Origin of the sequence: Kineococcus gurbantunggutensis, assembly GCF_050871925.1 — a bacterium.
Classification (GTDB): Bacteria; Actinomycetota; Actinomycetes; order Actinomycetales; family Kineococcaceae; genus Kineococcus.
In genome coordinates, this window is the sequence record NZ_JBJLSG010000092.1 from 1 (window position 1) to 20,545 (window position 20,545).

20 protein-coding genes are annotated in these 20,545 nt (G+C 75.5%); 5 read left to right on the forward strand and 15 right to left on the reverse strand.

The features are described from left to right. Positions 1-341 precede the first annotated feature (341 nt). From ACRYR7_RS16350 to ACRYR7_RS16360, 3 genes are all read right to left on the reverse strand, one after another. On the reverse strand, positions 342-1,559 hold the full coding sequence (locus ACRYR7_RS16350) for a zinc-dependent alcohol dehydrogenase (RefSeq protein ID WP_432573169.1): 1,218 nt from the start codon (positions 1,557-1,559) through the stop codon (positions 342-344). 67 nt (positions 1,560-1,626) lie between these two features. After that, positions 1,627-2,745, reverse strand: coding sequence for an L-dopachrome tautomerase-related protein (locus ACRYR7_RS16355; protein ID WP_432573170.1), 1,119 nt, complete (start codon positions 2,743-2,745; stop codon positions 1,627-1,629). 41 nt (positions 2,746-2,786) lie between these two features. Continuing rightward, complete coding sequence (locus tag ACRYR7_RS16360) at positions 2,787-3,200, reverse strand: TIGR03618 family F420-dependent PPOX class oxidoreductase (protein ID WP_432573171.1); 414 nt, start codon at positions 3,198-3,200, stop codon at positions 2,787-2,789. A gap of 111 nt (positions 3,201-3,311) precedes the next feature. Here ACRYR7_RS16360 and ACRYR7_RS16365 point away from each other — a divergent pair, with 111 nt between their 5' ends. Further along, a complete protein-coding gene (locus ACRYR7_RS16365) occupies positions 3,312-4,874 on the forward strand; it encodes a Na+/H+ antiporter (protein ID WP_432573172.1) in 1,563 nt (520 codons plus the stop codon). A 127-nt stretch (positions 4,875-5,001) separates the two neighbouring features. On the opposite strand, the gene ACRYR7_RS16370 is transcribed toward ACRYR7_RS16365, so the two are convergent. Next, positions 5,002-5,694 carry a DUF4396 domain-containing protein gene (locus ACRYR7_RS16370; RefSeq protein ID WP_432573173.1) on the reverse strand — a complete coding sequence of 231 codons (693 nt, stop codon included), beginning with the start codon at positions 5,692-5,694 and terminating at the stop codon, positions 5,002-5,004. Between the two features lie 181 nt (positions 5,695-5,875). On the opposite strand from ACRYR7_RS16370, the gene ACRYR7_RS16375 reads away from it, so the two are divergent. Further along, a complete protein-coding gene (locus tag ACRYR7_RS16375) occupies positions 5,876-6,928 on the forward strand; it encodes an NAD-dependent formate dehydrogenase (RefSeq protein WP_432573174.1) in 1,053 nt (350 codons plus the stop codon). 297 nt (positions 6,929-7,225) lie between these two features. Here the strand turns inward: ACRYR7_RS16375 and ACRYR7_RS16380 are convergent, their stop codons facing one another. The 4 genes from ACRYR7_RS16380 to ACRYR7_RS16395 all read right to left on the reverse strand — a co-directional run bounded on the left by ACRYR7_RS16380 (position 7,226) and on the right by ACRYR7_RS16395 (position 10,480). Then, positions 7,226-7,648, reverse strand: coding sequence for a ChaB family protein (locus tag ACRYR7_RS16380; protein WP_432573175.1), 423 nt, complete (start codon positions 7,646-7,648; stop codon positions 7,226-7,228). A gap of 120 nt (positions 7,649-7,768) precedes the next feature. Continuing rightward, positions 7,769-8,158: a four-helix bundle copper-binding protein gene (locus ACRYR7_RS16385; protein ID WP_432573187.1), complete on the reverse strand. Its 390-nt coding sequence runs from the start codon at positions 8,156-8,158 to the stop codon at positions 7,769-7,771. Positions 8,159-8,312: 154 nt separating this feature from the next. Beyond that, positions 8,313-8,804 carry a hypothetical protein gene (locus ACRYR7_RS16390; RefSeq protein WP_432573176.1) on the reverse strand — a complete coding sequence of 164 codons (492 nt, stop codon included), beginning with the start codon at positions 8,802-8,804 and terminating at the stop codon, positions 8,313-8,315. Further along, positions 8,804-10,480, reverse strand: coding sequence for a phospholipase D family protein (locus ACRYR7_RS16395; protein WP_432573188.1), 1,677 nt, complete (start codon positions 10,478-10,480; stop codon positions 8,804-8,806). The genes ACRYR7_RS16390 and ACRYR7_RS16395 overlap by 1 nt, the downstream gene beginning before the upstream one ends. Positions 10,481-10,710: 230 nt before the next feature. Between ACRYR7_RS16395 and ACRYR7_RS16400 the strand changes: the two genes are divergently transcribed. Then, the gene (locus ACRYR7_RS16400) at positions 10,711-12,111 is read left to right on the forward strand and encodes an MFS transporter (protein ID WP_432573177.1); all 1,401 of its coding nucleotides are present in this window, start codon (positions 10,711-10,713) and stop codon (positions 12,109-12,111) included. A gap of 80 nt (positions 12,112-12,191) precedes the next feature. Here ACRYR7_RS16400 and ACRYR7_RS16405 read toward each other — a convergent pair whose 3' ends face one another. Then, positions 12,192-12,653: an MmcQ/YjbR family DNA-binding protein gene (locus ACRYR7_RS16405; RefSeq protein ID WP_432573178.1), complete on the reverse strand. Its 462-nt coding sequence runs from the start codon at positions 12,651-12,653 to the stop codon at positions 12,192-12,194. Between the two features lie 135 nt (positions 12,654-12,788). On the opposite strand from ACRYR7_RS16405, the gene ACRYR7_RS16410 reads away from it, so the two are divergent. Further along, positions 12,789-13,697: an excalibur calcium-binding domain-containing protein gene (locus tag ACRYR7_RS16410; RefSeq protein WP_432573179.1), complete on the forward strand. Its 909-nt coding sequence runs from the start codon at positions 12,789-12,791 to the stop codon at positions 13,695-13,697. Between the two features lie 25 nt (positions 13,698-13,722). Here ACRYR7_RS16410 and ACRYR7_RS16415 read toward each other — a convergent pair whose 3' ends face one another. The 6 genes from ACRYR7_RS16415 to ACRYR7_RS16440 form a co-directional block, all read right to left on the reverse strand. After that, complete coding sequence (locus ACRYR7_RS16415) at positions 13,723-15,099, reverse strand: NHL repeat-containing protein (RefSeq protein ID WP_432573180.1); 1,377 nt, start codon at positions 15,097-15,099, stop codon at positions 13,723-13,725. A 177-nt stretch (positions 15,100-15,276) separates the two neighbouring features. After that, positions 15,277-15,402, reverse strand: coding sequence for a hypothetical protein (locus ACRYR7_RS16420; RefSeq protein WP_432573181.1), 126 nt, complete (start codon positions 15,400-15,402; stop codon positions 15,277-15,279). Then, positions 15,399-16,370: a bacteriorhodopsin gene (locus tag ACRYR7_RS16425; RefSeq protein WP_432573182.1), complete on the reverse strand. Its 972-nt coding sequence runs from the start codon at positions 16,368-16,370 to the stop codon at positions 15,399-15,401. Before ACRYR7_RS16425 ends, ACRYR7_RS16420 begins: the two co-directional genes overlap by 4 nt. A gap of 147 nt (positions 16,371-16,517) precedes the next feature. Continuing rightward, positions 16,518-16,931 carry an ATP-binding protein gene (locus ACRYR7_RS16430; protein ID WP_432573183.1) on the reverse strand — a complete coding sequence of 138 codons (414 nt, stop codon included), beginning with the start codon at positions 16,929-16,931 and terminating at the stop codon, positions 16,518-16,520. 99 nt (positions 16,932-17,030) lie between these two features. Continuing rightward, on the reverse strand, positions 17,031-17,999 hold the full coding sequence (locus ACRYR7_RS16435; RefSeq protein WP_432573184.1) for a diacylglycerol/lipid kinase family protein: 969 nt from the start codon (positions 17,997-17,999) through the stop codon (positions 17,031-17,033). Positions 18,000-18,147: 148 nt separating this feature from the next. Further along, entirely contained in the window at positions 18,148-19,788 is a 1,641-nt protein-coding gene (locus ACRYR7_RS16440; protein ID WP_432573185.1) for an MFS transporter, read from the reverse strand. Positions 19,789-19,873: 85 nt separating this feature from the next. Between ACRYR7_RS16440 and ACRYR7_RS16445 the strand changes: the two genes are divergently transcribed. Next, the coding region (locus ACRYR7_RS16445; protein WP_432573186.1) for a TetR/AcrR family transcriptional regulator at positions 19,874-20,545 on the forward strand (672 nt) is incomplete at its 3' end.

Here is a 20,545-nt window from a genome sequence, read left to right on the forward strand (position 1 = left end):
CCGCGGGCGCGGGGGCCGCCCGGCACGCCCCGGCCGCGCTCCGCGCCCCCCTCCACCCGCGCCCGCGGCGCGCCCCCCCCCCCCCCCCCCCCCCCCCCCCCCCCCCCACCGTCGCTCAGGCGCGGCGCTTGCCGCTGCTCGTCAGCCGGCTGACGATCTTCTGGATGACGGCACCCTTGAGGACACCGGAGATCAGACCCACGACGACCCCTCCTCTCCGTGCTCGGTTCCCGTGCTCGACGGGGTGCTTCTCCAGTACCCCGTCGTGGGGCGTTCACACGTGCCCGCGGTGCGGGGTGCGCCGACGAGGACGCCCCGATCACCGACACGTCCCCGGGGGCTCAAGCCCCCGGCGTCAGGACCGTCTTGGTCCACCCCGGCTCGCGCCGGTCGAAGTGCTGGTACGCCTGAAGGGCGTCCTGCGCCAGCGGCAGGTCCTGCGTCAGGACGGTGGAGGGGTCCACCAGCCCGGAGGCGACCAGGTCCAGCAGCGGCGGCAGGTACCGGCGGTGCTCGCAGTTGCCCATCTTCAGCACGAGGTTCTTGTTCATCGCCTGTCCGATGGGGAAGCTGTTCATCGTGGGCGGGTACACCCCGATGATCCCCACGGTGCCGGCTTTGGCGATGGCCTGCACGTACCACTGCGCGGCCTGCGAGGGCGAGTCCCCCGGCTTGAAGGTGTCGCCCTGCTGGTTCGTCTCGGGGGCGTTGCCGGCCACCTCGGCGGCGAACTGCTCCGCCTGCTGCCCGGACGCCTCCGCGGCCGGGCCGCTCTTGGGGCGCTCGGACTCCACCCCGACGGCGTCGATGACCCGGTCCGGGCCGGCACCGCCGGTGATGTCCTGCAGGACGGCGACGGGGTCCTCGGCGTTGAAGTCGATCGTCTCGGCGCCCAGCCGGCGCGCGGCGTCGAGGCGCGAGGCGATCCCGTCGACGACGATGACCCGGCCGGCGCCCTGCCGGAACGCGGAGACGACCGCGAACAGGCCGACCGGCCCGGCGCCGAAGACCGCGACGGTGTTGCCGTCGCCGACCTCGGCGAGCTTGGCCCCGAACCAGGCGGTGGGGAAGATGTCGGAGATCATGATGGCCTGGTCGTCGGTCACCGAGTCGGGCACCTTGACGGGGCCGACGTGCGCGAACGGCACGCGCACCAGCTCCGCCTGCATCCCGTCCAGGCCGCCGGCGGCCTGCGGGCCGCCGAAGAACGTGGTCCCGGCGGTCTTGCCGTTCGGGTTGGCGTTGTCGCACTGGGAGTAGTAGCCGGCGCGGCAGTACGAGCACGACCCGCACGCCACGGTGGAGGGGACCACGACGCGGTCGCCGGGGCGCAGGTTGCGCACGCCCGACCCGACCTCCTCGACGACCCCGACGGCCTCGTGGCCCAGGATCGTGCCCTCGCGCATGCCGCTCATGGTGCCGCGCACGAAGTGCAGGTCGGTGCCGCAGATGGCGCTGGTGGTGATCCGCACGACGGCGTCGTAGGGGTCCTGGATCCTCGGGTCGGGCACCTCGTCGAGCCGGATGTCGCCGACCCCGTGCCACACGATCGCCTTCACGTCTGGTCTCCTCCTCGTGGTCCTGGTGGTCCCGCGGTCGTCGCTCGTCGTGCTCGCGGTGGCGCGTTCAGCGCAGCCGCACGGGACCGGCGTCGATGCGGGTGCGGAACAGGGCGTAGGGCTTGCGCCGCAGGTCCTGCCCGCCCTGGTAGGTGGGCTGGCGGTGCAGCTGGTTGGCGGTGACGTACAGCCAGCCGTCGGCGACGGAGAGGGTGTCCGTCCACAGCAGCCGCGGGTCGTGCACCACCGTCTCGAAGGAACCGTCGGGCAGCCGGCGCAGCACCGCGTCCTGCTCGTACGCGGTCAGGTAGAGCCGGCCCGCGTCGTCGGTCTCCAGCCCGTCCGAGCCGGTGCCCTTGTCGCCCTCGTCGACCACGGTGGCCGCCACGGCCGCGTCGTCCAGGGAGGTGTCGCGCAGCGCCGCGGTGGGCACGCTGTACCAGCGCCGCGAGGCCAGCGGGCAGTAGAACAGCCGCTCGCCGTCGGCGGAGATCGCGATGCCGTCGGCGCCCATCGACACCGGCTGGGTGGAGCCGTCCTGCGAGCGCTGCATGAACGGGCGGCCCTCCACCACGGGGCGGAACGCGGACAGTGGCTCGGCCTTGGTGGAGGGGTGCTCGTGCAGCCGCCGCCAGGACCGGCCGGAGGCCAGGTCCACCACGATCAGGGCGTTGGGGCCGGAGTCGGAGGAGTCGGTGATGTACGCGGTGCCCGCCTCGCCGGCGCGCAGGTCGAAGCGCACGTCGTTGAGGTAGGTGCTCTCCAGCGCCACGTCGGGGCTGAAGGTGATGACCTGCTCGACCGCGCCCGTCGCCAGGTCGAAGCGCACCAGCTTCGGGCCGCCGGGCTTCGTGGGGGCGAACATCGGGCTGCCGGTGTCCAGCGCCCACAACCGGTCCGCGGGGTCCACGACGACGCTCTGCACCGAGACCAGCGCGCCCTCGTCGTCGTCGCCGTCGGGGCTGTTCCACGCCTGGTCGGGGAAGGGGACCTCGCGCCCGTCGACGATCTCGGCGACGGTCGCCGGGACCTCGTCGCCCCACTTCGGGTAGCAGACGAAGACCCGGCCGCCGTGCGAGACGGTGACGCCGGTGGGCATGGGGCCGTGGAAGGCGTGCACGAGCTCCAGCTCGCCCACGGGCTCGTCGGCGGGCGGTGTCGGGTCCTGGTGGGCGGTGCTCGTCACGCTTCTCCTCCTCCTGGGCGTCCTGTCCTGCCGGGCCGCGCTCAGCCGGAGATCGTCTGCCGCTCGGGCACGATGAACACCGTGACCCGCTCGGTCTTGATCTGCTCCGGCGGGTAGGGCTTGCCCTCGTACTTCTGCGACAGCACGTCGATCCGGTCCCGCGCGGCCTGCCCGCGCTCGACGTCGCCCACCGTCCCGCGCACCTCGGCGTAGCGGTAGGCGTTGCGCTCGTCGCGGATCGCGATCGTCACGCGGGCGTCGCGCTCGAGGTTGTGGAACTTCTGCCGGTGGTCCTCGGTGTTGACGTACAGCCTGTCGCCGTCGACGCCGACCCAGATGTACTGCGTCTGGATGCGCCCGCTGGGCAGCAGGGTGGAGATGGCGGCGAAGTTCGCCCCGCTCGCCAGCTCCTTCGTCGTGGGGTGCAGTTCCGGTCCGTCCTTCGTGTCGGCCACGCCGGTCCCCTACCCGCCCCGGCGCGCGCCATGCACGCGGATCCACCGGACTCCGGGGCACCCCGGCGCCCCCGAGTGGTGGGGCCCCCCACCCGCCACCACCATCGCGGGGTGGACGTCGTCGCGCTGCTGGGTCTGCTGGTGCTGGGGATCGTGGTCCTCACCCCTCTCGCCGCCCGGATCGGGGTGCCGCAACCGGTGGTGCTGACGATCTACGGGCTGCTGCTGGCCCTGGTGCCGCAGATCCCCTCACCGCGGCTGCCGCCGGAGGTCATCCTGCCGCTGGTGCTGCCGCCGCTGCTGTTCGCCACCACCCAGCGCGGCTCGTTGCGCGAGCTGCGCCGCGACGCCCGCTCGGTGGTGGCCCTGGCCGTCGGGCTCACGCTGGTGAGCGCCGCGGTGGTCACCCTGGTCGCCCGCGCCTTCGGCCTGCCGTGGGCGGTGGCGGTGGTGCTGGGCGCCGTCGTCGCGCCGCCCGACCCGGTGGCCGCCACCGCGGTGGCCCGCCGGCTGCGCCTGCCGCCGCGGCTGGTGACGGTCCTGGAGGGCGAGGGGCAGTTCAACGACGCCACCGCCCTCACCACGTACCAGGTCGCCCTCGTCGCGGTGACCGCCGGGAGCATCGGCGTGGCCGAGGTCGGCTGGCGGCTGGCCCTGGAGGTCGCCGGCGGCACGGCCGTCGGCCTGCTCGCGGGCGTGCTCGCCCGGTGGGCGCTGGCCCGGCTGCGCGACGCGTCGGTGGAGACCACGATCACCCTCGCCCTGCCGTTCGCCGCCTACCTGGTCGCCGACGCCGTCGAGGCCTCCGGCGTGCTGGCCGTCCTGGCGGCGGGGATGTTCCTGCGCGCGCGGGGACCGGGAGCCACCACCTCGGGCGGCTGGCTGCTGGGACGGGCGGTGTGGCGCTACGTGGACTTCGCCGTCACCGGGCTGCTCTTCGGCTTCCTCGGCCTGGAGCTGACCTCCGTGCTGGAGGAGACCTCGGAACTGGGCAACACCCACGCGCTGGTGATGGCCGCGGCCGTCGTCGCCGCGCTGGTCCTCACCCGCTTCACCGTCGTCCACGCCGCCTCCGCCCTCGCCGGGCGCCGCGCCCGCCGGCGCGGTTCGGCCACGCCCGCCGGCTGGCGGGAGGCCACCGTGGCCTCGTGGGCGGGGATGCGCGGCGTGGTGACCGTGGCGACGGCCCTGGCGCTGCCGCTGACCGGCGCGGACGGCGACTTCCCCTACCGCGCCGAGGTGGTGCTCACGGCGCTGGTCACCGTCCTGGTGACCCTGGTGGCGCAGGGCCTGACGCTGGCCCCGCTGGTGCGGCGCCTGCACGTGGCGGACCCCACCGACGTGGACGCCGACGTCCGCCGGTTGCGCCGGGAGGCGACCGCTGCGGCGCTGCGGGCGGTGGAGGACGCCGGGGAGGACCTGCCCGAGGCGGCTCGGCGGGCGGCGAGCGCGCGCTACCGCTCGCGCTTGGAGCACCAGGAGGCCGTGGTCTCGCTGCTGGACCGGGGAGAGGCGCAGCCCGGAGAGGTGCAGGCCCTGCAGCGGCTGCTGGTGCGGGCCCTGGACGCCGAGCGCGAGACCGTGCTGGAGGCGCGCCGCGAGGGGACGGTCAGCCCGGACGCCGCCGACGAGGTCCTCTTCGACGTGGAGGCGCGGGCCGCCCGCTTCGAGTGAGGCCGCCACGGGCGGCACCCGCTGGACGAGGACCCGGAGCCCACGGCCTCGCCACCGGCGCCAGGACCGGCGGTGAGCACGCCGCGGTGGACCCGCTCGGCCGCGGGGCCGCGCTCCCCCGCACCGCTCACATGGCTTCCTTGATGCCGCGGCGGATGAGCCAGACGTTGGCCGGCACGGACGTGAAGAACCCGATCACCATGCCGACCTGCATGCCGAACCAGTACGCGGCGCTGTCCGGGCGCAGCGGGTCCTCGGGGAAGAGGACGAAGCGCATCAGCGCCATCCACGCGAACAGGCCCACCTCGAAGGCGACCAGCGAGAGGATGTCGGCCTTGGTGGCCGCCACGATCCCCTCGCGCAGCCCCAGCCCGCGCATCGGGGCGATGGCGAAGTACTGGAAGGCCAGGCCCAGCAGCACCGCCAGGACGAAGCTGGCGAGGTACTCCGCGAACAGCTCCTGCCCGAACAGGCTCAGCCCGAGCCAGAACACGGCGGTGGCGGCGACGACGTCGCCGATCGTGCACCCGGCGCCGCAGTGGCTGACCCCGATCGACACGGTCGCCCAGCCGGGTTTGCCCGGCGCCCGCTCCAGCCCGTTCTCCTCGCGCCAGCGCGGGGACTGCGGCAGGCCGAAGCGCCGGTAGCCCCAGACCGCGAGCGGGCCGAAGTACAGGGCGGTGATCGGCCACACGGCTTCCATCACGCGCATCTGCTGGCGGTGCCCGCGGCCGTACGTGTCCCACAGGATCACCGCGGCGCTGGCGAACGCGGCCGTCAGCGCGGTCCAGGAGAGCACGGTCAGCCAGGTGGGGGGCACGGGCGCTCCTGGGGGTCGTGGGCGTGGAGGTGGGTGTGCAGGTGGATCGCACCAGCGGGTGGGGCGGCGCCGGACGGTCGTCCAGCCGGTCCTTGCCCACTTCCCCGCCCGGTGAACCGCATGGACGGCCCGAGGACGGGTACGGGCCCGACGTCCACCGCACCGGCCCGAGGAGGACCCCGTGAGGATCGTCATGTCGCTGTACCCCGCTCCCGAGGGCGGCGCGCCGCCCGACCTGCTCGGGTGCGCCGAGAACGCGCTGGGCCTGCGCGAGTGGCTGGAGAGCGAGGGCCACGAGGTCGTCTCCACCTCCGTGCGCGAGGGCGAGGAGCTGACCGAGCAGCTGCGCGAGGCGGAGGTGCTCATCACCACCCCGTTCTGGCCGGTGTACGCCTCCCGCGAGGTGCTGCAGGCCGCGCCGGACCTGAAGCTGATCCTGACCGCGGGAGTCGGCTCGGACCACGTGGACCTCAAGGCGGCCGCCGAGCGCGGCATCACCGTGGCCGAGCAGACCGGCAGCAACGTCGTCAGCGTCGCCGAGCACGCCGTGATGCAGCTGCTGGCCCTGGTGCGCAACTACCTGCCCGCCCACCAGCAGGTCGTCGACGGCCGCTGGGACATCGGCGAGATCGCGCAGCGCTCGTGGGACCTGGAGCGCAAGACGGTGGGGATCTACGGCGCCGGCGCGATCGGGCAGCTCATCGCGATCCGCCTGAAGGCGTTCGACGTGGACACGCTGTACTACAAGCGCACCCGCCTGGAGCACCCGCAGGAAGCGGTGATCGGGGCGCGCTACGCGCGGCTGGAGGAGATGCAGGAGCGCTGCGACGCCATCGTCGTCACCGCGCCGCTGACCCCCGAGACGGAGCGGCTGTTCGACCGCGAGGTCCTGGCGGGCATGAAGCGCGGCGCGTTCCTCGTCAACGTCGCCCGCGGCGGCATCGTGGACACCGACGCGCTGGTGCAGGCGCTGGAGTCCGGGCAGCTGGGCGGCTACGCCGGGGACGTGTGGTACCCCGAGCCGGCGCCGGCGGACCACCCGTGGCGGCGGATGCCGCACCAGGCGCTCACCCCGCACGTGTCGGGCACCACCCTGGACGCCCAGCGCCGCTACGCCGCCGACACCCGGGTCTGCCTGCAGGCGTACCTGGCCGGGCAGCCGATCGAGAAGGACCACGTCATCGTCGCCGACGGGGAGATCGTCGGGGGCGCGTACGCGGCGGCGTTCTCCTGAGCGGTGACCCCGCAGCGGTGACCCCGCAACGGTGGTCCCGGGCGCCGACCCGGTGCGCTGCCGCCGGCTCCGGCTGCCGGCAGCGCACCGGGCCCGGCGGCGCGGTCGGCAGGACGGCCCGCGCGCCGGCAGCGTGGAGCCCCTGCTGCGCCTGGCGGTGGACGAGCCGGCGCTGCGACGCGTTCCTGTTCTCCCCCGAGTCCACGGCCCTGCACCCGGTCCACCCGCTGCGGGAGGCGGGGCGGGCCAGCGAGGCGGAGACGTACCCGGTCGGGGTGCGAGCGCCCCCGCCCCCGGTCAGGACTCCTTCTCGCGGGACCTGCGGCTCTCCTTGTCGTTGGCCTTCTGGATGGCCCGGACGAGCTCGTCCTTGGTCATCGAGGAGCGGCCGGGGACATCCAGGCGCTTGGCGACGTCCATGAGGTGCTCCTTGGTGGCGTTGGCGTCCACCCCGCCGGCGGTGGGGCGGTCGGTGTCCCTGCCGCCTTCGGCTCGGGCGTCCGAGGGGCCCTTGTGGTCCTTGGGTTCCCAGTGGTCGCCGACCTTCTCGTGGGTGTGCTTCAGCGCCGCGTACGCCGTCTGGTGGGCGCGCCGGCCGTCGCCGTACTCCTCCTCGGCGTGCTCCAGCGTCTTGGCGTAGGTGTGCTGGGCCTTCTCGTCCGAGCGCGCGATGGTGCTGGGCAGGTCGTCCGGGTCGGGGTTGTCCGAGTTCTTCGCCATACCGCAGGGCTACCCGGACCGCCGGTGGACAAACGGCGTGCTCCGCGGGTGCCCCGCACTTCGGCGGTCCGCTCGGTCACCGGTGCCCCACGGCCGCCGGCCGCGGTGGTGCGCCCGCGCTCAGCCCAGGGTCGCGAGCAGGTCGGTGCAGGCCTTCTCGCAGGCCCGGCACGCCTCGGCGCACACGCGGCAGTGCTCGTGCATCTCCGCGTGGCTGGCGCACTCGTCGCCGCACGCCTTGCACGCCGCCGCGCACGCGGTCAGCACCGCGCGGGTGAGGTTGGCGTCGTAGCCGGTGTGCCGGGAGAGGACCTTGCCGGTGGCCACGCACACGTCGGCGCAGTCCAGGTTGGTGCGGATGCACGTCCTCAGCTCCGCGACCATGTCCTCGCTCAGGCAGGCGTCCGCGCACGCGGTGCACGCCTGCGCGCAGCGGAAGCACTCCTCGATGCAGGCGATGAGCTTCTCGCGGTCCACGCCGCCGAGGTCCTGCGGGTACGTGCCGAGCATGTCGCTGACGGTGCTCACGGGAACCTCCGCGTCGTCGGCGCCTGCCGGTGACCGTGCTCGACCACCTCGAGAGCAGCGCCTGACCACCCCCTACCCGCGCGCCGCCGCGGTTAACACCCGGGAGCCGGCTCCGCCAGGGGTGCTGCGGCACGGCTCAGTCGGACACCTCCTGCGCATCGCGGTCCCCGCGCCGGGCGAGCACCTTCTCCGACAGCGCCGTCTCGACGCTCTCGACGAGGAGGTAGAGCACCCCGGCGGCGAATGGCGCCGCGGGCCACACCAGGACGTGCGGACCCCACCGCGCGAGCAGGTACGCGCCGGCCAGCCCGGCGAGCACCGAGAGCACGTTCAAGCTCGTGCCCAGCGCCAGCGTCCTGGTGCGGTGCTGGGGCATGGGGGCGCGGAAGCCCCGCGACAGCACCGCCTCCAGCAGCGTGAAGGACATGACGGCACCGACGGCGTACAGCACGATCCGCAGCACGTCCGGGCTGCCCTGCAGGCTCTGCAGGAGCCCGAACGTCACCGTGATGAGGATCGAGAACCCGAACGTCGTGCTCTCGCGCCCCACGGTGCTGCGCATGCCGCGCACCAGGGTGCCGCCCTTCCCGTCCCGCTCTCCACCCGTGCCGTCCCGTTCCTCCGGCATCACCCCTCCTCCCCGCGCCGTCGCCACGACGCCGGTCGCGCGTCCGGTGTCCCACCCGCCGGCTCGGCGGGGTGGTGGACCGCGCTCGGGTCGAGCACGGTGCGCTGCACGGGCGCGGCGAGGAGCTGCTGCCAGCGCGGCAGCACCGGGTCGCGGTGCGCGCGCAGCCGCCCCGCCGGGCGCGGTCCGCGCCGGTCGGCGGCGTGCCAGGCGTCCAGCGCGGCGGCGCTGCGCCGCAGGACCCGCACGGCGGCGTCGGGGTCGAGCAGGTCGGCGTCGTCGCCGTCCTCGCCGTCCGGTCCCAGCCTGCCCAGGTGCTCGCGCATCAGGCGCAGGCGCAGCTCGCGCGCGAAGCGGCGCGCCCCGTCCCCCAGCCCCGCGGGGTCGGCGGGGTGGCGCGCGTCGCGGATCTCGTCGAGGACGGCGACGGACAGCTCGGAGTCGTGCGTCTGCGACCGGCGGTTGAGGTTGTCGCTGCGCACGCACGCCCACACGTCGTCCACGACGGTGACCTTGGAGTGCACGTAGACCGGCTCCCCCCGCTCGTCCTCCAGGTCGAAGACGTGCACCCGCTCCCCGCCGGCCGCCCGCAGCAGGCGCAGGGCGCGCACCTGCCCCAGCAGCAGCGGCGGCGCCGCGAGCCCGCCGCGCTTGGGGTGGCGCGGCACCACGACGACCAGCTGCAACCCCGGTGCGGTGCGCAGCGCGTCGGCGAAGACCCGCACGGCCTGCTCGGACCACAGGAACTGCTCCTCCAGGTACACCAGCCGCCGCGCCCGGCGCAGCGCCTTGGCGTGCCCGGCGGCGCCGCTGCGCTCACCCTCGGGCGCGAAGGGGTAGCGCGGCCAGCGTCGCGGGTAGGTGCGCAGCAGCTGCACCGCGCACGGACCGGCCGGCGCCGGTGCCGGCGACTGCGCGGGCAGCGGGCGCGGGCGGTGCACCAGGCGGCGCACCACGTCGGAGAGCACCTGCCACGGCAGCAGCGACAGCGGTGCGCGGTCCTCCCAGCGCTCACGGAAGACCGTCTCCACCTCCGCCACCGCCGGGCCGCGGACCTCGGCGTGGACGTCGTGCCAGGAGGGGTGCCGACCGTAGCGGCGGCCGAAGGACATGCGCTGGCGGTCCCCGCGGTGGCCGGGGCCGTCGCGGCGCGAGTGCGCCAGGTCCAGGCTGCCGACGAAGGCGACGTCGTCCTGCGGGCGCCCGGCGCGGCGGACCACGACGAACTTCTGGTGGTGGCTGCCCAGGGTGCGCACCCGCTGGTCCAGCAGGACCTCCGCGCCGCCGCGCACGTGCTGGGCCAGGTGGCGGTTGCGCTCGGGCACCAGGCGCTGCCAGTCCCACGGCGATCGCCACACCAGCCCCTTGACCACCGCCCCGCGGCGGGCGGCGCCGGTGAGGGCCTGCGCGATCGTGGGCCCGTGCTCGGTGAGCAGCTCGTCGGGGTCGCCCTGCCAGTCGGCGAAGAGCACCAGGTCCCCCTCCCCCGCACCGGCCAGCGCAGCCGCCAGCGCCGGGAAGTAGCTCGCCCCGTCCACGAGCGGGCGCACGAGGTTGCCCCGGCTCCACGCCGGCAGGGCGGTGGCGCCGTTGCCGCGCTCGTCCCGGGTGAGGAACCAGTCGGCGACGCCGCCCCCGCGCGGGTGCGCGTGGTGCCGCCGCTGCGCCCTCGACAGCGAATCCAGTGGATCTCCCCGGTGTGCTGCTCGGCGCGCTGCTGCACGCTCCGCGGACCTCGGCGAGGTGCTCCACCGGGACGGAGCCTGCCAGGGCGCGGCGAGCCCGGCCAGTCCTGCGGGGCTGCGGCGCCCCACGCCCCGCGGGGGAGCGCTCCCTCCGGGCGTGCGCGTCCGGCCCGCCGTGCGACGATCGCACTCGCCCGGAACTGCACCACCGAGAGGTCGACGTGACCAGCAGCGACGTCCGTCCACCCGAGCCGGCCCCGCACCCGGGCGCACCGGCACCCGACGGCCCCCGAGCCCGCGTGGTGGTGGCGGTGGCGTCGCTGGGGTTCTTCCTCATCACCCTGGACATCTCCATCGTCAACGTCGCCCTGCCCAGCATCCGCGACGACCTCGGCGGCGGCACCGCGGTGCAGCAGTGGGTCGTCGACGGGTACACCCTGCTGTTCGCCGCGCTGCTGCTGTTCGCCGGGAACCTCGCCGACCGGGTGGGCGCGCGCAGGGCGCTGGTGTGGGGGATCGTCGCCTTCACCGTCACCTCCGCCGCGTGCGCCGCCGCGCCCGGCCCCGGCGCGCTGGTGGCCGCCCGCTGCGCCCAGGGCGCGAGCGCCGCGGTCGTGCTGCCGGCGTCGATGGCGCTGATCCGCGAGGCGTTCCCCGACGCGCGCCGGCGCGCGCGGGCCCTGGGGGTGTGGGCGGTCGGCGGGGCGGTGTCCGCGGTGGTCGGCCAGCCGCTGGGCGGGTTGCTGACCACCGTGGACTGGCGGTGGATCTTCTCGATCAACGTGCCCGTCGGCGCCGGGATGCTCGCCCTGCTGCTGCTCGTGGCGCCCTCGCCGGTGCGCCCGGCCCCCTTCGACTGGGCCGGGCAGATGCTGGCCGTGCTGGGCCTGGCGGCGCTGGTGCAGGGCCTCATCGAGGGCGGGCACGTCGGGTTCGGCGCGCCAGCGGTGCTCCTGGCGCTGGGTGTGGCCGTCGCCGCGCTGGCCGGTTTCGTGCTGGTGCAGGCGCGCGGGCGGCACCCGATGCTGCCGCTGGAGCTGTTCGCCGCGCGCGGGGTGCGCCTGGCCCTGCCGGTGGGGTTCGCGTTCATGGTCGGCAACTACGGCCACGTGTTCGTCGTCAGCCTGTACCTGCAGCAGCAGCTCGGGCTGTCGCCGCTGGACGCCGGGCTGGTGTTCGTGCCGGCGGCCCTGTTCGCGGTCGCCGGGAACCTCAGCAGCGGGCCGGTCACCAACCGGTTCGGACCGCGCCTGCCGGTCGTGGGCGGGCAGCTGTCCATGGTGGTGGGGTTGCTGGCGCTGGTGCCGGCCACCACCTCCGGTTCGCCGTGGCTGGTGGCGCTGGCGCTGGTGCCGGTGGGGGCCGGCGGGTCGATGGCGATGCCGCCGGTGACCGGGGTGGTCCTGGAGGGCGTCCCCTCGCACCGGGCGGGCACGGCCAGCGCCGTCTTCAACACCTTCCGCCAGGTCGGCGGTGCGGTGGCCATCGCCGTGTTCGGCGCGCTGATCGCCAACCCGGACCGCTTCCTGACCGGCCTGCGCACCAGCCTGGTGGTGGCCGCGGCGCTGCTGGCGCTGACGGCCCTGAACAGCCTGCGCATCCACCCGCGCGTGGGGCCGTGAGCGCCGCCGTCCGCCCCGGGCCCGGGGACTGCTTCGTCGGCATCGACCTGGGCTGGGTGGAGTCCTCCCCCACCGCCGGTTCACCGCTCGGGGGGTTCAGCCCCCTGCGCACGAGCACGGCGGGGGACGCGGGAGACGGCGTCGGGGACGGCGGGGCGCGCGTGCCGGGGCATCCCCTCGACGACGAGAGCGTAGGCCTCCAGCACGAGCTCCTCGACGAGGTCCGGGGTGATGCCGGGGCCGGCCGCCACGGAGACCCAGTGCCGCTTGTTCACGTGGTAGCCGGGGGTGATGCTCGGGAACTGCTGGCGCAGCGCGAGGGAGTGCTCGGGGTCGCACTTGAGGGTCACGATGGGCTGGCCGGTGGCCTCCGTCGCCATGCAGAACACCTTGCCGGCGACCTTGTACACGTCGTGCTCGGGACCGAACGGCCGGGTCAGGGTGACGGCGGGCAGCTCGATCGCCACCTCGGCGGCGGTCCGCTGCACCGCGCCGCCGTCCAGCGCTGCCGCGCCCCTGGCGCTGGTGCCGGCTCCGCTCACGCGCTCATCGTGCTGGCCGCGGGCGGCGCGGCGCAACACCCCGGGTGCGCGGGTCCCGCGCGATGCGCAGACAGGAGCGGGCGGGTGTGCGTAGCGTGCTGGTGCAGGCGGCGACGGCGATGTCGAGGAGACAGCATGAAGACCACCACCCGGGTTGCCCGCGTCCTCACCGCCGCCGCGGCGGCGGTGCTCCTGGCGGCACCGGCCCACGCCGACCCGCGGGTGGGCGGGGACATCGGCGTCCACTACGACGCGCTGGGCGGGGCCGGGAGCGCGCTGGGGCAGCCGGTGGGCGGGGAGGTCCGCACGCCGAACGCCCGGGGCGCGTACGTGGAGTTCGAGCGCGGCGGCATCTGGTGGTCCCCGGCCACCGGGGCCCGGGAGGTGCACGGGGAGATCCTCTCGGCGTGGGGGCGCACCGGCTGGGAGGCCGGCCCGCTGGGGTTCCCCACGACGGACGAGACCCGCACGCCCGACGGGCGCGGCGCCTACAACGTCTTCGAGGGCGGCTCGATCTACTGGTCGCCGCCCACCGCGGCGCACGGCGTGCGGGGGATGATCCGCGACGCGTACGCGTGGGCCGGGTACGAGGGCGGCGTGCTGGGCTTCCCGGTCACCGACGAGGTGCGCACCCCGAACGGCCGGGGCGCCTACGGCATCTTCCAGGGCGGGTCGATCTACTGGTCGCCCGCCACCGGCGCGCACGTGCTGATCGGCGCCATCCGCGAGGCGTGGGCGGCCCGGGGTCACGAGAACGGCCCCCTGGGCTTCCCCACCAGCAGCGAGTTCGACGTGCCCGGCGGCAAGCGCGTGAACTTCCAGGGCGGGTACGTGGAGTGGTCCGCGGCCACCGGCGCGCGGGTGAACGCCCCCGTGTCCGCGCCCGCCCCCTGGCTGCCCCCGGGTGCCCCGGCGCCCTCGGTCCCGGCCTACTACGCGAACTGCGCCGAGGCGCGCGCCGCCGGTGCCGCGCCGCTGTACTACGGGCAGCCGGGCTACCGCCCCGCCCTGGACGGCGACGGGGACGGCGTGGCGTGCGAGTGAGCGCGCCGCACCCGGTGACCGCCGTTCAGCGGGGTGCGGGGGTGCCGCGCACGGCGCGCTGGGCGCGGACCGCGCGTGGGACGTCGTCCTGGTAGCGGCGCACCACGCCCAGTGGCGCCCACGGGTCGGCGCGGAACCCGCCGACGAGGACCCCGCCGCGCTCGGGCACGACGCTGACGAGGAGGAACTCGCCGAGGTCGACGGAGCCGTCGGTGCCGAAGCGGCGCACCGGCGCGCCGGTGCGGGCGACGACCTCCTCCAGGCGGCTGAGGAAGGGGCCGACGCCGAGGTGGCGGCCGAGGAAGAGGGACCCGCCGGTGGTCGGCGCCAGCGTCAGCCACTCCGACGTCTCCGCCGGGTCGTCCAGGAGCAGCACACCGCCGTCCCCGAAACCCTCGTCCAGCCGGCCCTCGAGCGTCACCCGGGCGGCGAACGCGCCGCGCAGGGCGCTCCAGCGGCCGGCGGCGGAACCGCCCACGACGATGCCGCCGTCGGCGACGATGGCCGAGGAGGTGACCAGGTCGGTGCCCGGCACGCCGATGCGCAGGGTGCCGCCGTCGCTGAAGGCGGGGTCCACGGTGCCGTCGGCGCGCAGCCGGGCCACCACGACGTCCTGGTCCCCGGGCGCCCAGGAACCCCCGGCGGCCAGCACCTCACCGCGCGGCCCGCTGAACAGGCTCACGCCGTGCTCGTCGGCGCCGAGGTCCACGCGGCGCAGCCCGGCGGGGCCGAACGCGGGGTCCGGCCGGCCGGCGCGGTCGAACTTGGCCAGCAGCACGTCGCCGTCACCGGTGCGGCGCCGCTCGTCGACGCTGACGAGGAACCCGCCGTCGGCGGTGGCCAGCACGGACACCGGGTCGACGGGGTCCTGGTTGACGGGGTCGGTCAGCGGCGCCGCCCCCAGCGCGGAGACGACGGGGCGCCCCTGCCCGAACGCGGGATCGGCGGTGCCGTCGGGGCGCAGCAGCGCCAGGCCGGCCTCGGACTGCCCCGAGAGGGTGTTCAGGACGGCGAGCAGCAGGACGCGGCCGTCGGGGAGCACCCGCACGGAGGTGCGCACCACGGGGCGGCCGAAGTCGACGACCGTCGCGCCGCGGTCCCCGAACGTCGCGTCCCAGCGCCCGCCGGTGGCCAGGCGCCGCACCAGCAGCACCGCGTCGCCGGGGGTGCTGGAGCGGCGCGGGTCGCCGGGGGTGCGGCGGGAGACGACGAGGGTGCCGGTGCGCTGGGGGGCCAGGACGGTGCCGCTGGAGAAGCCGCCGGGCACGGGGGTGTCCAGGACGACGGTGCCGCGCTCGCCGAAGGCGGTGTCCACCGCGCCCGGTGCCGCGAGGGCAGCGGGGGCGGTGAGCACGACGGAGGCCGTCGCCGCGACGGCGGCGGTGAGCAGGGAACGGATCACGGGTCACGTCCTCGGGCGGGTGCGGGGCGCGGCGGCGGTCGCGTCGCGCCCCGGCCACATCGCCCCACCGGTCCCGAGCGTTTCACCCGTCCCGGGCGCCTCACCCGTCCGGGCGTCCCGTCCGGCTGGTCCGGTCGGTTGGTCCGGTCGGTTGGTCCGGCTGCACCGCCGGGCGGGTCAGCCCCGGCCGGCGCGCTCGACGATCTCGCGCAGCTCGCGGTTGGCGTGATGCGACTGCTCGGCGAGGTGCGCGAACGCCTCCTCGGGGGTGCGGTGCAGGGAGCGGCCGGCCAGCGCGGTCACAGGTGCTTCGGGTGTTCAGGGTGCCCGTGGTGCTCGGTGCGGCTCGCGCTCGCAGCGGGGTTCAGGACCCCCGTGCCGTCGGCGCCATCGGTCAGCACCACGCCCTTGAGCACCGGCTGCACCCCCTCGGACTTCTTCACCGAGGAGACCCACACCTCCTCCGGGTGCGTCTGCTCCCCGGAGCGCACGTCCTCGGCCGTGCGCAGCTTGGCGACCTTGTGGATCAACGCACCGAAACCGACCTTGGCGGCGACGTCGGCGAGCGAGAACCCCACCTGGATCGTGGTCGTCCAGCCCGCCCCCGGCAGCCAGTTGTGGATCGCGTAGGCGATCGGGTACCAGCCCCACACGCTCAGCAGCAGGATCCCGGCGTTGCGGTAGGAGGCGTACGCCTCCGCGCCCATCGCGTCCTTAGAGGCGCGCAGCACCCCGATGAGCAGCACGTACAGCGCCACGTAGAAGACGGTGCTGACGATGCCCCACACCAGCAGCTCGCTCTGGTCCTCACCGCCGCCGTCGACGGTGGCGCCCAGGTACCCGGTGAAGATCATCAAGAAGGCGGCCGTGATCAGCGCCGCGCGCACCGAACGCGCTCTGGCGCCCGCCAGCGCCGAGACGGCCAGGAACTCCACCATCAGCAGCGGCACGGTGACCGACCAGTCCATGTACCGCGGGGTCAGGGTGTTCAGCGCCTCGGCGTTGGGCACGTACTGCCCGGCCTGGTACACGTAGCCTTGGTCGAACTTCAGCACCAGGTACGCGTACGACAGCGCCGCCACGCCCGTGATGCACAGCGAGGCGTACAGCGCCGGTCGGTAGCGGGCGCCGACCTCACTGGTGGAGTTCCAGGTCCGCACGAACTGCGCGAACAGCGCCAGCCCGGCCACGGCCATCGCGTAGGAGATCAGGTCGTGCTGGCCCGAGGAGAGCACGACGAGCTCCGGACGGGTCACGTCGCTCAGATCCACGGGGGAACCTCCGGCTGCGCTCGGGCGTCGAGGCCCTCGGGCGGGGCCGGCGCGGCCACGGTAGGGGCGCGCCCGACGGTGCGCACGCGCAACCGTCCACGGGTCGCGGGCCGGGTTCCCGCGACGGCGCCGGCCGGCGCCCGGCGCTCAGGACCGCAGGCGCACGCGGCACCACACGGTCTTGCCGTCGGCGTGGACGTCCACGCCCCACGCCTCGGACAGGTCGCGCAGGAGCTGCACGCCCCTGCCCCCGAGCGCCGTGGGGTCCCAGGCCCGTTCGACGGGGTGGTGGGGGTCGGCGTCGCTGACGGCCAGGTGCACGCGGGCCCCGTCGAAACCGGCGTCGAGGTGCACGGGCGGGGCGCCGTGCAGGACGGCGTTGGTGACCAGTTCGCTGCTCAGCAGCAGCACCACGTCGCACGCGTCCTCGTCCACGCCCAGGTGCCGGCAGCACCCGCGCAGCTCCTGCCGGGCGCGGCGGGCCGCGCTCAGCTCACCGCCGAGGTCGAGCTGCAGGAATGGGAAGGGCACCGGTCGGTGCGGGGAACCGCGGGTCTGCACGGGGGCTCCCCTGGCTCGCCGGTCCCCGGCCGGGCGACTCGAGTGGGTCCAGTGAACGCCGTGACGGCGCCGAGCGCACGTCGGGGATCCGCCGGCGGCTCAGCGGACGACGCTCACCGCGCCGGCCGCGCAGGAGACGACGACGCTCGCGCCGGCGCCCACCCGGTGCACCTCGCCGTCCAGCTGCAGCGGCATCGGGGTGCTCGTGGTGAAGGCGTACGGCTCCCGGCGCGGGACGGCCTCGTGGGTGCCGCGCACGAGCCGCAGCACGCTGGCCAGCAGCGCGAGCGCGCCGCGGTGCCGGATCAGCACGGACTCGTACGTGCCGTCGGTGGGCGAGGAGGTGCGCGACAGGGTCGCGTACTTGGCCATCCGGTCGATGTTGGCGAACACCAGGCTGTCCAGCTCGACGCGCCGGCCGCCGTGGGTGATGGTCAGCGGCCGGTAGCGCCAGACGGTGCGCACCGCCAGCACGCCCTCCCTGAGGGCGTCCAGGTCGTGCCTGTTGAACTCCACCGCGACGACCGGGGTGATGCCCAGCCCGACGTAGGAGTGCGCGTAGCGCGGTTCCCGATCGTCGACGAGCACCTGGAGCAGGTCCATCCCCGTCACCGCTCCCGCGACGATCGCGTCGGCCAGCGGGCGGTCCTGCACGGCGCGGGCGTGGTCGTTGGCGTTGCCGGAGGCCAGCACGGCGCACACCCCGGCGCCGGGGCGCCGGCGGCGCGCGCGCAGGACGCCGTTGACGACCTCGTGGTAGCCGCCGTCGCCGCTGGCGGAGACCACCAGCGTGGCGGGGTGCTCGGTCACGGCCCGCTCGGCGAGCTGCTCGGCGTGCCCGGCGTGCCGGGTCCGCAGCAGTTCCACCGCGGTGCCGCGCGCGCGGTGCGCGAGTTCGGCGCGCAACCGGTGCGCGTTGCCCGGCGCGTCGCCGGTGCTGGTGGGGTTGTAGACGACGACCACGCGGTCGAAGCGCTGCGCGCCCGCGCGCGGCGCGGTGCGGGCCGGTTCCCGGACCGCTGCCGGGACGGGTGCTCGGATCGCTGGTCGGGTCGGTGTTCGGGTCACTGCCGGGGCCTCCCGCCGGGGGCGTCGGCGGCGGTTCCACCCGCCCCGACCCTGCCACGCCGAGGCCACCTCGGCCATTCGCGGCCGTTCGCGGCGCAGCACGGCGCCGGGGTCGCGCGCCCGCGCGGCGCGCGACCCCGGCGGGTGCTCAGTGGGCGATGACGGGCGGGGCGTCCGGGTCCGCCTGCGGCGCACCGGGCTTGAGCAGCAGCCCCGCGACGACGGCCCCGACGGCGAAGATGCCCGCCGACCACCAGAACGCGGTGTGGTAGCTGGCCAGCGTGGCCTGCACCACGTCGGCCGGGGTGGGCGCGCCGGTGACGCGCTCGGCCAGGTAGTCGGAGGCCGCGCTGCCGGCGAGCGCCGAGAGCAGGGCGGTGCCGATGGAACCGCCGATCTGCTGGGCGGTGTTGGCCATCGCGGAGGCGACGCCGGCGTCGGAGGCCTGCACGCCGAGCGTGGCGGTGGCCATCGCGGAGGCGAAGAGGAAACCGAGACCGAGGCCGGTGACGATCAGGCCGGGCAGGATCACCGGGGCGTAGGAGGAGTCGGCCTCGATGCGGGTGAGCAGCACCATGCCGGCCGCGGCCAGCACCAGGCCGGTCGGCACCAGCGGCTTGGGGCCCACGCGCGGCAGGAGCACCGAGCCGACGACGCCGGCCGCCACGGAGATCGCCGCGATCATCGGCAGGAAACCCAGGCCGGTCTGCACCGGGCTGTAGCCCAGCGTGGCGGCCATGTAGTAGGTCAGGAACAGGAAGATGCCGAACATGCCGGCGCCCGTGATGGCCATCGCCAGCAGCGAGCCGCCGCGGTTGCGGTCCAGCACGACGCGCAGCGGCAGCAGCGGGTGCGCCGCGCGGGTCTGCAGCAGGGTGAACAGCGCCAGCAGGGCGACGCCGGCGACCAGGAAGCCCCAGGTGCCCGGGGCGCCCCAGCCGTCGACCTCGGCGTTGGCCAGGCCGTAGACGACGCCGACCAGGCCCAGGACGGCGGTGGCCACGCCGGGCCAGTCCAGCGGCGGGCGGTGGGTGGGGCGCTGGTGCTTCAGCAGCCCGGCACCGGCGGCCACGGCCACGACGGCCAGCAGGACGTTGATGTACAGGCACCAGCGCCAGGACAGGTGCTCGGTGAGCACGCCGCCCAGCAGCAGGCCGATGCCGCCGCCGGCGCCGGAGACGCCGCCGAAGATGCCGAACGCCTTGGTGCGCGCGGCCGGCTCGGTGAACGTCGTGGTCAGCAGCGACAGCGCGGCGGGGGCGAGCATGGCGCCGAAGGCGCCCTGCAGGGCGCGGGCGACGATGAGGACGCCGAAGCCCTGCGCGGCGCCGCCCAGCGCCGAGGCCAGCGCGAAGCCGACGAGGCCGACGAGGAACATCGGCTTGCGCCCGACGACGTCGGACAGGCGCCCGCCCAGCAGCAGCAGGCTGCCGAAGGCCAGGGCGTAGGAGGTGACGACCCACTGCCGGTTCTCGTCGGAGAAGGCCAGCGCGCGCTGGGCGGTGGGCAGGGCGATGTTCACGATGGTCGCGTCCAGCACGACCATGAGCTGGGCCAGGGACAGCACGGCCAGGACGACCCACTGGGCGCGCGAGGCGCCGCCGCCCGGGGCGGTGCCGGCGGGGTCCGCGGTCGCGGGGGTGCTGGGGCCGTCGGGCGCGGTCCGCGGCCGGGGTGCGGTGGCCGCGTGGCGCGGCACGTACCTGCCGCCGGCGCGCGCGGGGCGGGTCCGTTCGACGTCCTCGACGCCGGGGGGTTCGGGGTTCTGCATGTCGTGCGGTGCCTCCACTCAGCGGAGACATGTTCTCCACTTCACCGTCGACGATAGCAGCCGAAGCGGAGGAGGCGCCTCCATTCGGGTATACGGTGCGGGGGTGACGACGCGCGGACCCGACGACGAGGCACGACCGCTGCGCCGCGACGCCGAGCTGAACCGCCGCCGCATCCTGCGGGCGGCGCGGCTGGTGTTCGCCGAGCGGGGCCTGGCGGCCACCCTCGACGACGTGGCGCACCGCGCCGACCTGGGCGTGGGCACCGTGTACCGGCGCTTCGCCGACAAGGGCGCGCTGGTGGAAGCCCTGTTCGAGGAGCGGATCCGCGAGCTGGTCGAGCTGGCCGAGGCGGCCGCCACCGCGCCCGACCCGTGGACCGGGCTCGTCTCCTACCTGGAGAGCTCCAGCGAGCGCATGGCCCAGGACCGCGGGCTGCGCGAGGCGGTCCTGACGGGCGAGCACGGCCGGGCGGGGGTGGCGCTGGCGCGCTCGCAGCTCGCACCGCGGCTGCGGGCCCTGGTGGAGCGTGCGCACGCGAGCGGGGAGCTGCGCGCGGACGTCACCGCCACCGACCTGGTCGCGGCGCTGAAGTCCATCCAGGTGGCCGGCGACCTGGGCGGGCCGGACCACCCGCACTACTGGCGCCGGCACCTGGCCGTCTACCTGGACGGGCTGCGCACCGGGGGGGGGGGGGGGGGGGGGGGGCGGCCCCGGCCGCGGCCCCACCCCGCGCTCCTACACCCCCCGCTGCCCCACCACACCCGCCCCCCCCCC

Coding starts and splice junctions, on each gene's coding strand:
- ACRYR7_RS16380 (WP_432573175.1), bottom strand. CDS start 7,648: ATGGCGAAGAACTCGGACAACCCCGACCCGGACGACCTGCCCAGCACC.
- ACRYR7_RS16385 (WP_432573187.1), bottom strand. CDS start 8,158: ATGCTCGGCACGTACCCGCAGGACCTCGGCGGCGTGGACCGCGAGAAG.
- ACRYR7_RS16390 (WP_432573176.1), bottom strand. CDS start 8,804: ATGCCGGAGGAACGGGACGGCACGGGTGGAGAGCGGGACGGGAAGGGC.
- ACRYR7_RS16410 (WP_432573179.1), top strand. CDS start 12,789: ATGAAGACCACCACCCGGGTTGCCCGCGTCCTCACCGCCGCCGCGGCG.